Source organism: Rhizobium sp. 11_C7_N12_5 (assembly GCF_051811145.1).
GTDB classification, from domain to species: domain Bacteria; phylum Pseudomonadota; class Alphaproteobacteria; order Rhizobiales; family Rhizobiaceae; genus Rhizobium; species Rhizobium lusitanum.
The window spans coordinates 2079984-2094324 of the sequence record NZ_JBPWPY010000002.1 but is presented as its reverse complement, the minus strand read 5'-3'; the positions used below and the strand labels follow the sequence as shown (position 1 = coordinate 2094324).

12 protein-coding genes are annotated in these 14341 nt (G+C 61.3%); 6 read left to right on the top strand and 6 right to left on the bottom strand.

All coding sequences use genetic code 11. From position 1 onward, the window contains the following. Positions 1 to 11 precede the first annotated feature (11 nt). The 3 genes from bhcC to AB8B29_RS28820 all read left to right on the top strand — a co-directional run bounded on the left by bhcC (position 12) and on the right by AB8B29_RS28820 (position 3314). Positions 12 to 1175: a 3-hydroxy-D-aspartate aldolase BhcC gene (gene bhcC / locus AB8B29_RS28830; protein ID WP_037197028.1), complete on the top strand. Its 1164-nt coding sequence runs from the start codon at positions 12 to 14 to the stop codon at positions 1173 to 1175. 47 nt (positions 1176 to 1222) lie between these two features. Further along, positions 1223 to 2188: an iminosuccinate reductase BhcD gene (gene bhcD, locus AB8B29_RS28825; RefSeq protein ID WP_037197027.1), complete on the top strand. Its 966-nt coding sequence runs from the start codon at positions 1223 to 1225 to the stop codon at positions 2186 to 2188. 142 nt (positions 2189 to 2330) lie between these two features. Next, positions 2331 to 3314 carry a type I glyceraldehyde-3-phosphate dehydrogenase gene (locus AB8B29_RS28820; protein WP_244655273.1) on the top strand — a complete coding sequence of 328 codons (984 nt, stop codon included), beginning with the start codon at positions 2331 to 2333 and terminating at the stop codon, positions 3312 to 3314. A gap of 121 nt (positions 3315 to 3435) precedes the next feature. Here AB8B29_RS28820 and guaD read toward each other — a convergent pair whose 3' ends face one another. Both guaD and AB8B29_RS28810 read right to left on the bottom strand, forming a co-directional pair. After that, positions 3436 to 4779, bottom strand: a complete 1344-nt coding sequence (gene guaD, locus AB8B29_RS28815; RefSeq protein ID WP_037197023.1) for a guanine deaminase — start codon at positions 4777 to 4779, stop codon at positions 3436 to 3438. After that, positions 4776 to 6017: a urate hydroxylase PuuD gene (locus tag AB8B29_RS28810; RefSeq protein WP_092575550.1), complete on the bottom strand. Its 1242-nt coding sequence runs from the start codon at positions 6015 to 6017 to the stop codon at positions 4776 to 4778. The genes guaD and AB8B29_RS28810 overlap by 4 nt, the downstream gene beginning before the upstream one ends. A 140-nt stretch (positions 6018 to 6157) precedes the next feature. Here AB8B29_RS28810 and AB8B29_RS28805 point away from each other — a divergent pair, with 140 nt between their 5' ends. Continuing rightward, positions 6158 to 7102, top strand: a complete 945-nt coding sequence (locus tag AB8B29_RS28805) for a LysR family transcriptional regulator (RefSeq protein ID WP_037197021.1) — start codon at positions 6158 to 6160, stop codon at positions 7100 to 7102. Here the strand turns inward: AB8B29_RS28805 and xdhC are convergent. From xdhC to uraH, 4 genes are read right to left on the bottom strand one after another with little or no spacing between them, the layout of a single operon-like run. Then, a complete protein-coding gene (xdhC, locus tag AB8B29_RS28800) occupies positions 7092 to 7940 on the bottom strand; it encodes a xanthine dehydrogenase accessory protein XdhC (protein WP_439006902.1) in 849 nt (282 codons plus the stop codon). The genes AB8B29_RS28805 and xdhC overlap by 11 nt on opposite strands. A 4-nt stretch (positions 7941 to 7944) precedes the next feature. Then, positions 7945 to 10299, bottom strand: a complete 2355-nt coding sequence (gene xdhB, locus AB8B29_RS28795) for a xanthine dehydrogenase molybdopterin binding subunit (protein WP_092575556.1) — start codon at positions 10297 to 10299, stop codon at positions 7945 to 7947. 3 nt (positions 10300 to 10302) lie between these two features. Beyond that, on the bottom strand, positions 10303 to 11787 hold the full coding sequence (xdhA, locus tag AB8B29_RS28790) for a xanthine dehydrogenase small subunit (protein ID WP_092575586.1): 1485 nt from the start codon (positions 11785 to 11787) through the stop codon (positions 10303 to 10305). Between the two features lie 3 nt (positions 11788 to 11790). Then, positions 11791 to 12156 (bottom strand): hydroxyisourate hydrolase, encoded by a 366-nt coding sequence (gene uraH, locus AB8B29_RS28785; RefSeq protein WP_092575559.1) that lies wholly within the window; start codon positions 12154 to 12156, stop codon positions 11791 to 11793. A 159-nt stretch (positions 12157 to 12315) separates the two neighbouring features. Between uraH and puuE the strand changes: the two genes are divergently transcribed. After that, entirely contained in the window at positions 12316 to 13773 is a 1458-nt protein-coding gene (puuE, locus tag AB8B29_RS28780) for an allantoinase PuuE (protein ID WP_092575562.1), read from the top strand. 44 nt (positions 13774 to 13817) lie between these two features. Beyond that, complete coding sequence (locus AB8B29_RS28775) at positions 13818 to 14303, top strand: ureidoglycolate lyase (protein WP_092575566.1); 486 nt, start codon at positions 13818 to 13820, stop codon at positions 14301 to 14303. Positions 14304 to 14341: the final 38 nt, after the last annotated feature.

Genomic DNA, 14341 nt, shown 5'->3' with positions numbered 1-14341 from the left:
GAGCAGAAGCAATGAACATGGAACCGAAATTTGCCGGCATGGAAGTCGGCTACGACGTACCGGCTCTTCCCGGAATGAGCGCCGATGACATCCAGACGCCCTGCCTGATCCTGGATCTCGATGCGCTCGAGCGCAACATCCGCAAGATGGGCGACTATGCAAAAGCCCACAACATGCGCCACCGCGCGCATGGCAAGATGCACAAGTCTGTCGATGTTCTGAGGCTCCAGCAGGAACTGGGCGGTGCTGTCGGCGTCTGCTGCCAGAAGGTTTCCGAAGCGGAAGTCTTCGTTCGCGGTGGGATCAAGGATGTGCTGGTCTCGAACCAGGTTCGCGATCCGGCAAAGATCGATCGCCTGGCACTGCTGCCGCAGCGTGGCGCGCGGATCATCGTCTGCGTCGACGACCTGGCCAATGTCGATGAGCTCTCCAGGGCAGCGCAGAAATACGGCACGACGCTGGAATGCTTCATCGAGATTGATTGCGGCGCCGGACGGTGCGGCGTCACGACGACCTCGGCCGTCGTCGAGCTTGCCAATGCCATCCATGCGGCCCCCGGCCTCAAGTTCACAGGCATCCAGGCCTATCAGGGCGCCATGCAGCACATCGACAAGTATGAAGACCGCAAGGCCAAGCTCGATGCGGCGATAGCCCAGGTCAAGGATGCCGTCGACGCGCTCAAGGCCGAAGGTCTCGACCCCGAGCTGGTCAGCGGCGGCGGCACGGGCAGCTATTATTTCGAGAGCAATTCGGGCGTCTACAACGAGCTGCAGTGCGGCAGCTATGCGTTCATGGACGCGGATTACGGCCGCATCCGTGACAAAGACGGCAAGCGGATCGATCAGGGGGAATGGGAGAATGCGCTGTTCATCCTGACCAGCATCATGAGCCACGCAAAGGCGGACAAGGCAATCTGCGATGCCGGCCTCAAGGCGCAATCGGTCGACTCCGGATTGCCCTTTATCTATGGCCGCGATGACGTGAAATATATCAAATGCTCGGACGAGCATGGCGTTATCGAAGACCCGAGCGGCGTCCTCAAGATAAACGAAAAGCTGCGTCTGGTCCCCGGTCATTGCGATCCGACCTGCAATGTCCATGATTGGTATGTCGGCGTGCGCAACGGCAAGGTCGAAACGCTCTGGCCCGTGTCCGCCCGCGGCAAGGCCTACTGACGAAACAGGGGGGTCCGGCCCCCATTGAAAAGCTAGCGGAAGCCAGAATGATCATCGTTCCTGAGACTGAAATTGCCGGATTGGTGACGCCTGCCGATTGCTTCAGGGCGGTCGAGGGGGTGTTTGCCTCGATGGCGGATAAATCGGCCCACAATTTCCCTGTCGTCCGCGAGGCGATCGGGCATGCCGATGCCCTCTACGGCTTCAAGTCGGGTTTCGATCGCAAGGGCCTGGCGCTCGGTCTCAAGGCCGGTGGGTTCTGGCCGAACAATGTCCACAAGGGCCTCACCAACCATCAGTCGACCGTGTTCCTGTTCGATCCGGATACCGGCAAATGCCGCGCCGTCGTCGGCGGCAATCTGTTGACTGCGCTGCGGACGGCGGCGGCCTCTGCCATCTCGATAAAATATCTTGCCCGTAAAGACGCGAAGGTCCTCGGCATGATCGGTGCCGGTCACCAGGCGACGTTTCAATTGCGCGCAGCCCTTGCGCAGCGCCCATTCGAAAGGATCGTCGGCTGGAATCTGCATCCGGATATGCTGAGCCGTCTGGAGGAGGTTGCCAAGGAGGAGGGCCTTCCCTTCGAGGCAGTCGATCTTGATCGGCTGGGGGCAGAAGCGGATGTCATCATCTCGATCACCTCGTCTTTTGCGCCGATGCTCAAGGCATCGCAGGTTCGAGCTGGCACACATCTCGCCTGCATGGGGACCGATACGAAGGGTAAGCAGGAGGTCGAAGCCGAAATCCTCGCTGCGGCAGCCGTCTTCACCGATGAAGTCGCACAGGCCGTTACCATCGGCGAATCCCAGCATGCGATCGAAAGGGGACTGATCCGTGAAGAGGCCATCGTCGAGATTGGCGCCGTGATCAACGGAACCCACCCCGGACGCACCTCCGCAGACCAGATCACGCTCTTCGACGGTACGGGGGTTGGCCTTCAGGATCTTGCCGTCGCCTCGGCTGCCGTCGAGCTCGCTCTGGCAAAAGGCGTGGCAATCGAGGTCGACTTCTAGGGCCGGCGCATCTAAAGGGAGGAGGATAGGGAGGACGGTGGCATCGACATCCGCGACGCCACGGCGATAGCCAATTCAACCGCGACACTGCAGGCCTCCGGCATTGTCGATTAAGGGTGTAAGTCGTATGTCGAACCGGCCGTTGAAGATTGCAATTAACGGGTTTGGAAGGATCGGGCGTTCGGTCCTGCGTCTCCTCCTGCGCGATCGTCCTGATATGGAAGTCGTGCTGATCAACGACATCGCCGCTTTGGAGACATGTGCCTACCTCTTCGAATATGACAGTATTTATGGTCCCTGGCCGGAGGCCGTCTCGACTGGCGAGCGGACGCTCGTCGTCGGCAAGGTGTCGATACCGTTTCACAATGTTCCTGATATCAGCAAGCTCGACCTTCACGGCGTCGACGTTCTCCTGGAATGCACCGGCCATGCCAATTCCCGAGCGGTGGCTCAACGAGGCATAGATGCCGGCGCAAAGAAGGTGCTGATTTCCGGTCCGTCTGCCGCTGCCGATGCAACATTGGTGCTGGGTGCCAATGAGGAAGCCTTCCGCGGCCAGACCGTGGTTTCAAACGCCTCATGCACCACAAATGCGCTTGCGCCGCTTTTGCGCATTGTTGATCAAGAGTTCGGCATCATCGGCGGCCAGATGACCACCATTCATTGCTACACCGCAAGCCAGCCGACGATAGATCAACCGCGCTCCGATCTAGCCCGAAGCCGTGCCGCCGCGCTTTCGATGGTGCCGACGACCACGAGCGCCCATGCGATCGTCGGGGAAGTCCTTCCGCATCTTGCCGGCCTGATCGAGGCGCGCGCCCTTCGGGTGCCGACGGCCAGCGTTTCGGCGATCGATCTCACCGTCGCGGTTCGGCATGTTTCTGACCTCGACACCATGCGTACGAAACTGAAACAAGCAGCCGATGGATCGCCGGTGTTGGGTTGGATCGAGAAGCCGCTGGTCTCGGTGGATCTGCGCGGTCGTCCTGAATCTCTTGTTTTGAGTGGACCGGAGATTTCGCTTGGCGCCGGCGGCCTTCTCAGGGTGTTCGGCTGGTACGACAATGAATGGGGCTTCTCGAACCGGATGCTCGACATGGCGCAATACATCGGGCGCACGAACTAGGGGGACGGTGAATTCGTCTTTTGAAGACGATGAGTTTGTCAGTCTCGTTAGACCTTCCGGTTTCGCCGCCGTCCCCTACGCCGGAGATGGCGGCGCGGACGATGCGCGCGCCGTCGGTTGATCAGGCAATTTGCAGTGACTGAGGTGCTGTTGCTTGACGCTTTCTATCCTTCGTCTTCATCGCCTTGCCGGCAACATAGACTTCGGCGATGCAACGGTCGTCGCCCATGGTCTGAAGAATAAAGAGCTCTTCGGCGAGCGACGTCGCTGTGCGCATGCGGAACTCCATCGCCGATTTGGCGCCGGAATCGAGCACGACGATGTCGGCATCCGCGCCTGCCTGGAGCGAACCGATCTGATGCTCCAATCCGAGCGCCAGGGCATTGCCGCGCGTCATGCGATAGAAGGAGTTGAACGGCGTCAGCCGTTGGCCCTGCAGGTGCAGTACCTTGTAGGCCTCATCCATCGTTTCCAGCATGGAGAAGCTGGTGCCGCCGCCGACATCGGTGGCAACCGACCAGCGCGCACCAAACTTGTCGAACCTGGCGGCGTCGAACAGTCCCGAACCCAGGAAAAGGTTTGACGTCGGGCAGAAGACGCCGACAGCGCCAGTTTCGGCAAATACGGAAACCTCGCGATCGCTCAGATGAATGGAATGACCGAGCAGCATACGCTCATTGAGCAGGTCGTAGCGGGCGTAGATATCCGTGTAGTCCTTCGCCTCGGGATAGAGGGATGTGGCAAAGGCAACCTCGTCGCGATTTTCGGAGAGGTGCGTCTGGACGTAACAGGTCGGGTGTTCGGCGACGAGAGCCTGACTCATTTCCATCTGCTCGGGCGTGGAGGTGATGGCAAAGCGCGGGCTGATCGCATAATGCGCGCGACCGCGGCCATGCCATTTCTCAATGAGTCGGTTGGTTTCGTCATATCCTTGCTGTGGCGTGTCGCGCAACGCTTCCGGAGCATTGCGATCCATCATGACCTTGCCGCCGATCATGCGCATGCCGCGCGCCTCGGCCGCGACGAAATAAGCGTCGACGCTTTCAGGATGCACCGAGCAATAGGCAACCGCGGTCGTCGTGCCGTTCGACAACAGCTCGTCCATGAAGCGATCGGCCACTTCAGCCGCATGGGCGGCGCGTGCGAACTTCTGTTCCTCGACGAAAATATAGGTGTTCAGCCATTCGAGCAGCTGCGCGCCGTAGGAAGCGATCGCCTGCGTCTGCGGGAAATGCAGGTGCGTATCGATAAAGCCGGGGAGGATGAGGTTCGGCCGATGATCGACAACCTCAACATTGGCACCCGCCAGCTTGCGGATATCGCCATAGCTCCCGGTCTCGACGATCTTGCCGTTACGCACGAAAACCGCGCCATCTTCGAGATAGCGATAGGAGGCGGTGTCATCGATGCCTTGCGGCTCGGCGACGAAGGTCAGCACACGGCCGCGGATCAGCAATTCGTTCATTGGGCTTTCTCTCCACTAATGGCGCTTTCATACCAGGAGACGAGCAGGCGGCGCTCCTCGTCGGTTATATGCGAGGCGTTGGCCGGTGGCATGGCGTGGCTGCGGCCGGCCTGCAGATAGATCTCGCGGGCATGGGCGGCGATATCGCGATCCGTCTCGAACACCACGCCCCTGGGAGGGGCGATGATACCTTCCCAGCTGGGTTCCTTGGCATGGCACATCGAGCAGCGTCCCATCACCGTATCGCGTACCTTCGGGAAGGCCTGCATCGTGATGAAAGGCTGCTGGATAGCCGAGATCTTGGCGTCCGCTGCTTCACCGGTCAGCAGCTTCGGCACCGTCGAAAGCCACATGATGATGATGAAAAGAACGACGGTGACGAGCCAGGTCCAGGTCGGGTTGCCTGCATTGGCATGGCGGGTATTGAAATAATGGCGGATCGTGACGCCCATCAGGAAGACCAGCGAGGCGATGATCCAGTTGAACTGGGTGCCGAAAGCCAGCGGATAGTGGTTCGACAGCATCAGGAACAGCACCGGCAGTGTCAGGTAGTTGTTGTGTGTCGAGCGCTGCTTGGCGATCCTGCCGTATTTCGCATCGGGCGTGCGGCCGGCAAGGAGGTCGGCGACGACGATCTTCTGGTTCGGGATGATGATGAAGAACACGTTGGCCGACATGATCGTCGCCGTGAAGGCGCCGAGATGCAGGAAGGCGGCCCGGCCCGTGAACAGATGCGTATAACCCCAGGCGACCGCGACCAGGATGAAATACAGCGCCACCATCAGCCGGGTATTGTCATTGCCGAAGGGCGACTTGCAGATCAGATCGTACATGATCCAGCCGCCCGCGATCGTACCCAGCGAAATGGCGATCGCCACGGGCTTTGACACATCGAGCACGGCCGGATCGATCATGTAGAGGTCGGCACCGGCGTAGTAGACGAGACAGAGCATGCCGAAGCCGGAGAGCCAGGTGACGTAGCTCTCCCATTTGAACCAGACAAGATGGTCCGGCATGTTGGCCGGCGCCACCAGGTACTTCTGGATATGGTAGAAGCCCCCGCCATGAACCTGCCACTCCTCGCCATACGCCCCTTGAGGCAATGCGGCATGTTTCTTCAAGCCCAGGTCCAGCGCCACGAAATAAAATGACGAGCCGATCCAGGCGATAGCCGTGATCACGTGCAACCAGCGGACGGCAAATGTTATCCAGTCCCAGGCGATAGCGTATTCATACAAGGGAAAGTCCTCCCGATCTTCACGGGACTGTTTGCCATCGCATGATTTTCTAGGAAATCCCGGTGAATCCGCAACACTTTCAAAAAAATCTATAAGATGACCCCTGCTTTGATCCGCACGCCAATGTGGTAAAAGGAACCATGTCCTATCTCGATAATGTGCGTGTCTTCGTTCGTGTGGTCGAACTCGGAACCCTTTCGGCGGCGGGGCGCGATCAACGCGTCACCCCTGCGGTGGCGAGCAATCGCATCAAGGAACTCGAGCGCCATCTCGGCGTACGGCTCTTCAACCGCACGACCAGGAAACTCTCGCCGACCGAACACGGCCGCGTCTTCTACGACGGCGCTGTGAAGATCATTGAGGCGGTGAACGAGGCCGAAGGGGCGATCGCCGACCTCTCGCGCAATCCGAAGGGTTCGCTCCGGATTACCGCGCCGCTCGGCATCGGCCGCCGGCTGATCGCCTCCGGCATTCCGGAGTTCCACGACAAATATCCGGATATCGAAGTGCGCGTCCGCTTGTCCGACCACAATGTCGATATCCTCGCCGAGGGCGTCGACGTGGCTTTCAAGCTCGGTGTGCTGGAGGACTCGAACCTGCGAATGCGCGGCATACTTAATTGCGAGCGCGTGCTCTGCGCCTCACCAGACTATCTGGCAGGGCGCGGGGTACCGGCGAACGCGGATGCGCTGATTGCCGATAAGCATGACTGTCTTCTGCTGCGCTATCCGGGATCCAAGGAGTATTTCTGGACGCTGGTAACGGCGGATGGCCCGCGCAAATTCGAGGTCGCCGGCCCGTATGACAGCGACGACGGCGACGTGCTCACCCAATGGGCTTTGGAAGGTCGCGGCATCATCAACAAGCCGCTGTTCGAGGTGAAGGCCCATCTTAGGGAAGGCCGGCTGGTGGAGATCTTGAAGGACAGTCCGCCGGCCCCCGTGCAGCTCGCCGCGATCTATCCGCACAAGCGTTTCCAGGATCCGAAGGTTCGGCTGATGATCGACTTCATGGCGGAGCGCTGTCAGCGGCTGATCGGCAAGCTGCTCCAGGACGAGCCTGCGGCCGCCGCCTCTAGCGGCTGACCACCGAGACGGGCTTGATCTGGCTTGCTTTCCAGCTGAGCGCCGCCGTCATGATTTCCGCAGCGGCGAGCGTGGCGATGACGGCAGGACGTTTGTCCTTCAGCGCCGTGCCACCGATCGGGCAGACAAGTCGATCGAAGTGATCCGGGAGGCCGGTTTCTCGCGACAGCCAGTTGCGGAACGTGGCTCGCTTCGTCTTGGAACCGATCATACCGACATAGGCAGCATCCCGATGCTTGAGCGCTTCGGCCGCAATGAGGAAATCAAGCGCATGGTCGTGGGTGAGGATCACGAAGCTGCTGCCGGCCGGCGCATCACGCACCACAGCCTCGGGCATGGCCGTCAGGCAGGTCTCGATATGGGGCACGATGCAGGCGGTGAGTTCGTCCTCTCGCGTATCCACCAGCACGACACGCAGCGGTGCCAGCGAAAGCGCCATGACGAGCGCGTCGCCGACATGGCCGGCTCCGAAAACATAGACATGCGGCCGCGCCGCCATTTCCCCCTCGCTGCGGGCAATGAGATGGTCTGCAAGTTCCGCATTGAGCGCGGTGAACGCAAGTCCTACCCGACCGCCGCAGCACTGGCCGATCTCCGGGCCGAGCGGCACGTTCATCGGCTCCGCCGCAATGCCGGAGCGCAATGCCCTACGCGCCTGGTCGATCGCCATATATTCGAGCTGCCCGCCGCCGATCGTTGCAAAAATCGCCTGTTCCGACACCAGCATCCAGGCGTCGGTATCGCGCGGCGCGGAGCCTGCGACACCGGTCACCTCGACCAGGATCGACGCCGGTTCGCGGCGCAGGAAATCCCGGATGTCTTCGCACGCGGCGGGCATGACCTCACTCCTTCTTTGCCGACCTGAGACGTTCGATCGCCATCAGCACCCGCTCCGGTGTTGCCGGCGCATCGAGGCGCGGACAGATCTTGTGGTCGGCGACGCTGGCTACAGCATCCGACAAGGCATGCAAAACTGCAAGGCCGAGCGGCAAAGGCGGCTCGCCGACCGCCTTGGAACGATGGATCGTCGGTTCATAGGCTTCGGACCAGTCGGTCAGCGCTACATTGAAAATCTTCGGTCGGTCGGATGCAAGCGGGATTTTATAGGTGGAGGGTGCGTGGGTGCGCAGCCGCCCCTTATTGTCCCAGAACAATTCCTCCGTCGTCAGCCAACCCATGCCCTGGATGAAGCCGCCCTCGATTTGTCCGATATCGATGGCCTTGTTCAACGAACGGCCTGTATCGTGCAGAATATCCGTCCGCTCGACCACGTACTCCCCGGTCAGCGTATCGATGGATACCTCCGAGCATGCGGCGCCATAGGCGTAGTAATAGAAGGCGTGGCCGCGGCCCTTGGAGCGGTCCCAATGGATTTTCGGCGTTTTGTAGAAGCCCGCCGCCGAAAGCTGGACGCGTGCCATATAGGCCTTCTTGACGAGATCGTCGAAGGCTATCTCGATATCACCGATGCGCACCCGATTGGGCAGGAAGATCACCTGATCGCGGGCCACCTGATGGCTTTCAGCCGCGAAGGCGATCAACCGGTCCTTGATCTGGCGCGCGGCGTTCTGCGCCGCCATGCCATTGAGGTCCGCGCCGGAAGAGGCGGCCGTCGGCGAGGTATTGGGCACCTTGGCGGTCGTCGTGGCGGTGATCTTCACCCGGTCGAGATCAATCTGGAATTCCTCGGCCACCACCTGCGCCACCTTCAGATGCAGGCCTTGCCCCATCTCGGTGCCGCCATGGTTCATGTGCACGGAACCGTCGCTATAGACATGAACCAGAGCGCCGGCCTGGTTCGACTCGGTCTTGGTGAAGGAGATGCCGAATTTCACCGGCGTCAGCGCAAGGCCGCGCTTGACGATGCGGCTCTTCGCATTGAATTTTGCGATGGCCTTGCGGCGGCCGGCATAATCGGCACTCTCCTCCAGCTCCGCGACGATGCGCTGGATGATGCAGTCCTCCACCTTCTGGTGATAGGGCGTGAGGTTGCGCTCGCCCTCGACGCCCATGGCGTCGTAAAAATTCAGCTTGCGGATATCGAGCGGATCCTTGCCGACGGCGAAGGCTACCTCGTCGATGACGCGCTCGGCGCCCACCATGCCCTGCGGGCCGCCGAAACCGCGAAAGGCCGTGTTGGAGACGGTGTTGGTATAGAGCGGGGCCGATTTCGCATGAACATGCGGGAGGAAATAGGCGTTGTCGCAATGGAACAGCGCGCGGTCGCCGACGGGGCCGGAGAGGTCGGCGGAAAAGCCGGCCCGAAGCGCGAATGTATAGTCGATGGCAAGGATGCGGCCGTCGTCGTCGAAGCCGACATCGTAGTCGATGGCAAAGTCATGCCGCTTGCCGGTGGCGGTCATGTCCTCATCGCGGTCGAGCCGGACTTTGACGGCGCGGTTCAGCTTCTTGGCGGCGATGGCAGCGATTGCCGCGCACTGGTTCGCCTGCGTTTCCTTGCCGCCGAAGCCGCCACCCATGCGGCGTATCTCGATCGTCACGGCATTGCTCGGCACACCGAGCGCATGGGCGACCATGTGCTGCGTCTCGCTCGGCCCCTGGGTCGAGCAATAGACGATGACCTCATCGTCCTCACCGGGCACTGCGAGCGAGACCTGCCCTTCGAGATAGAAATGATCCTGACCGCCGAGCCGCATGCGGCCTTTGACGCGGCGTGGCGCGCGCTCAAGCTCGGCTGCTGCATCGCCCCTCTTCAGCGTCAGCGGCGTGACGACCTGCCGGTGGGTGGAAACGTCGAGATCCCATATGTCGATATCGGCTGGCAATTCGTCATATTCGATCTTCGCCAACCGCGCCGCGCGGCGGGCCTGCTCCCGTGTCTCGGCAATGACGCAGAAGATCGGCTGGCCATGGAATTCGACCTTGCCGGCAGCAAGCACCGGGTCGTCATGCATGTTGGAAGGCGAGATATCATTGACGCCGGGAACATCCTCGTGGGTCAGGACAGTGACGACGCCAGGGGCGGCGCGCACGGCAGACAGATCGACCGATTTCAGAATACCGTGCGCTACGGTCGACAGGCCGAGGCCGGCATGCAACGTGCCTGTTGGCTCCGGGATATCGTCGATATAGACGGCCGTGCCGGCGACGTGCTTGTGGGCGGAGTCGTGGCGAGGGCTGGTATGGACGCCGCCGATAATGGTTTCTGCCTTGAGGCCGGACGTGTGCTTGTTCATGGCCTATGCAGCCTCGTATCTGGACACCTGAACCGGTGTCGCGCCTGTCGTCGTCTCCAGGTAGAACCGGAGAAGAAGGTTCCTTGCCGCGAGCGCGCGGTATTCCGCGGTGGCCCGCATGTCGCTGAGCGGCGTGTAGTCCTCGGCGTATCTTTCCATCGCTCGTTCCACCGTGGATTCGTTCCAGGGCTGGCCAAGCAGCGCCTTTTCGACGGCAAAGGCCCGTCTCGGTGTTCCGGCCATGCCGCCATAGGCGATGCGGATCTCCGTGACTGTGTCGTCGTCGGCAAGTGTCAGGCGGAAGGCGCCGAGCGTTGCGGTGATGTCCTCGTCCCGGCGCTTGGTCACCTTGTAGATGGCAAATTTTTCCGATGCAGCAGGAATAGGCACACGCACGGCTTCCACGAATTCGCCCGGCTGCCGATCCTGCTTGCCATAGGTGATGAAGAAGTCTTCGAGCGCGACGATGCGCCTGACAGCACCCTTGCGCAAGGTGAGCGAAGCCCCGAGCGCGATCAGGGGTGGCGGCGTATCACCGATCGGCGAGCCATTGGCGATGTTGCCGCCGATCGTTCCCATGTTGCGCACCTGCTGGCCGCCGATACGAGTGATCAGTGAGCCGAGTGCCGGGATGTGCCGCGAAAGGGTTGCGATCGCTTCCGAGTAGGTAACGCCGGCACCGATGGAGACGATGCCATCGTTCACGGCGATGGACTTCAACTCGTCGAGCCCGGCAATGAAGACCGCCGGCGAGATGTCGCGCATATGCTTGGTGACCCAGAGGCCGACATCGGTGGAGCCCGCGATCACGGTGGCGGTCGGCGACACCTCGAGAACAGCTGCGAAATCGTCAAGGTTCGCCGGCACGACCAGCTGGCTGCGGTCGTCGCCGATCTCGACCCGCGCGCCATCGTGCAAAGCCCGCAGGCGGGCGGTCATCGCTTCCCGTTCGACGAGCAGAGGATCCTTCGTCGTCCCGCCATAGCTGAAAATTGCGCGCGCTGCGCGCAGGATCGGCTCATAACCGGTGCAGCGACAAAGATTGCCCTGAAGCGCGATTTCGATCTGCTGGTCCGTCGGGTTCGGCGTCTGCATCCAGAGGCCGTAGAGCGACATGACAAAACCTGGTGTGCAGAAGCCGCATTGCGAGCCATGACAGTCGACCATGGCCTCCTGAACCGGATGCAGCTTTCCGTCGCGGCCTGTGAGATGCTCGACGGTCACCACATGGCAACCATCCAGCGAACCAAGGAAGCGTATGCAGGCATTGACGCCCTCATAGACGAGGTCACCCGCCGGCGTGAGCCGCCCCACAAGCACCGTGCAGGCGCCACAGTCGCCCTCGGCACAGCCCTCCTTGGTGCCCTTGAGCGACCGGGAAAGCCGCAGCCAGTCGAGCAGCGTCTGGTTCGGCGTGACGTCGCGGAGCGTAATATCCTGGCCGTTGAGGATGAAACGCAGTTCGGAGCGGATCGTGACGGGCGCCATCATTTAACTCCCACGGTAGGTGGAATAGCTGTAGGGCGAGAGGAGCAGCGGCACGTGGTAGTGCGCGCTTTCATCCGCAAGGCCGAACCGGATCGGGATGATATCGAGAAACATCGGGCCCTCGGATGTGCGGCCGAAATAGTCACCGGCATGGAAACGCAGTTCGTAGGCGCCGGCCTTCATGGTTTCGGCCGATAGCAGCGGTGCATCACAGCGGCCGTCGCCGTTGGTCCTGGTTGATTTGACGTGGTGATGCGTATCGCCTTCGATCCGGTAGAGATCGACGCGCAGGCCCTGAGCCGGCTTGCCGAGCGCCGTATCCAGCACGTGGGTCGTGAGCCGGCCGGCTCCTCGCGAATGAGATTGCATGTTTTCTCCCGAACGTAGCGCTTCTGTCGCCACTATCCCTCAGGCTTATTCCCCTGAAAAGCGGCGGGATCGTTCGAGACTTTCAAAATTTCCAGGGGGAATAGCGCGCGCGATTTGTGGTTAGAAATTTGCCATCGAAGACATTTGGAGGAGTGTTCCATGCGATATTGCCGTGACATGCACGGATATGGCCAGACGCCGCCGGCGGCTGAGTGGCCTAATGATGCGCGCATCGCCGTACAATTCGTCCTGAATTACGAAGAGGGCGGCGAGAACTGCGTGCTGCATGGCGATGCCGCATCAGAAGCCTTTCTTTCGGAAATCGTCGGCGCCTCCCAATGGCCGAGCCAGCGCCACTGGAATATGGAATCGGTCTATGAATATGGCGCCCGTGCCGGCTTCTGGCGCCTCCACCGGCTTTTTACCGAGAAGCAGCTGCCCGTCACCGTTTACGGCGTCGCAACCGCACTGCAGCGCTCGCCGGCGCAAGTCGCCGCCATGCTGGAGGCCGGCTGGGAAATCGCCTCGCACGGTCTGAAATGGGTGGAGCACAAGGACATGGCTCCGGGCGTGGAGCACGCGGCAATCGCCGAGGCGATGCGCCTGCACACATTGGTCACCGGCGAGCGGCCGCGTGGCTGGTACACCGGCCGTTGTTCGGCAAACACCGTCGATCTGGTGACGGAATTCGGCGGTTTCGACTACATCTCCGACACCTATGCCGACGACTTGCCCTATTGGTATGAGCATGGCGGTCACCAGCAGCTCATCATCCCCTACACGCTCGACGCCAACGACATGCGTTTTGCGACGCCGCAGGGCTTCAACAGCGGTGACCAGTTCTTCAGCTACCTGAAGGATTCCTTCGATGCGCTCTATGCGGAAGGCGCCGCCGGCAGCCCGAAGATGATGAGCATCGGCCTGCATTGCCGACTGATCGGCCGGCCCGGCCGCGTCATGGCGCTCGCCCGCTTCATCGACTATGTTCAGAGCCACGAGAAGGTCTGGATCGCGCGGCGCATCGACATCGCCGAACATTGGGCAAAGACCCATCCACCGAAGCCGGCCACGGAGCGGCCCTCGCAGATGCCAGAGGCCGAGTTTGTCGAGCGCTTCGGCGGCATCTTCGAACATTCGCCCTGGATTGCGCAGCGCGCCTTCGCCGGCGAACTCTCGCCAGCCAACGATACCGCAATCGGCCTCCACGCTGCTCTCGCCTTCCAGTTCCGCGCAGCGAGCGACGAGGAGCGGTTTGGCGTGCTCACCGCCCACCCGGATCTTGCCGGCAAGCTGGCGCAGGCCAAGCGCCTGACGGCGAGCTCGACGGAAGAACAGGCCTCCGCCGGCCTCGATGCGCTGACGACAGAAGAACACGCACGTTTGACCGACCTCAACAATCGCTACGTCACAAAATTCGGTTTCCCATTCATCATCGCCGTGCGCGACCATACGAAATCCGGGATCCTCGCCGCGTTCGAGACCCGGATCGAGAACGACCGTGACGCCGAATTCGCCGCCGCCTGCCGCCAAGTGGAGCGGATCGCGCTTCTGCGGCTCGACGCCATGTTCCGAGACGCACAGGCATCGCACCCGCTCGGCCAGCGGACTGCTGCGTGAAACGCTGGCGCTGCCCAGAAAGAACAGAAGTGAGGAGAGCGTGAATGAAAGTGATCGAGATACAGCCGTTGACGAGCGTCGCCTTCTTCCCCTTCGGCGAGGTGATCGAAATGGAAGGGGCATATAACTATCCCATCAATGCCGGGAAATGCGTCCGATACCATGACCTCGCGAAGATCGAGACAACAGGCGAGAAGGCACCTGCGATGATCAGTCTGCTCCGGGGCGAGCCTTACATGCTGCCGCTGGAACTGCGGATGGTTGAGCGGCACCCCTTCGGTAGTCAGGCCTTCATCCCGTTGACGGATAACCCGTTCCTGGTTGTCGTCGCGCAGGAAACAGCCAATGGGCCGGGTGAGCCGCTCGCTTTCCGGACGAAGCCCGGGCAGGGCGTCAATATCGGGCGCAATGTCTGGCACGGTATCCTCACCCCTCTCGACGGTGTCTCCGACTTCGCCGTCGTCGACCGCGCCGGCGAGGGCGTAAACCTGGAAGAGCATTTCTTCAAGGAACCGTTCCTGATCCGCTGATCAGACAAGGGTGAGTTGGGACAAGAAGAAGGGCCGCC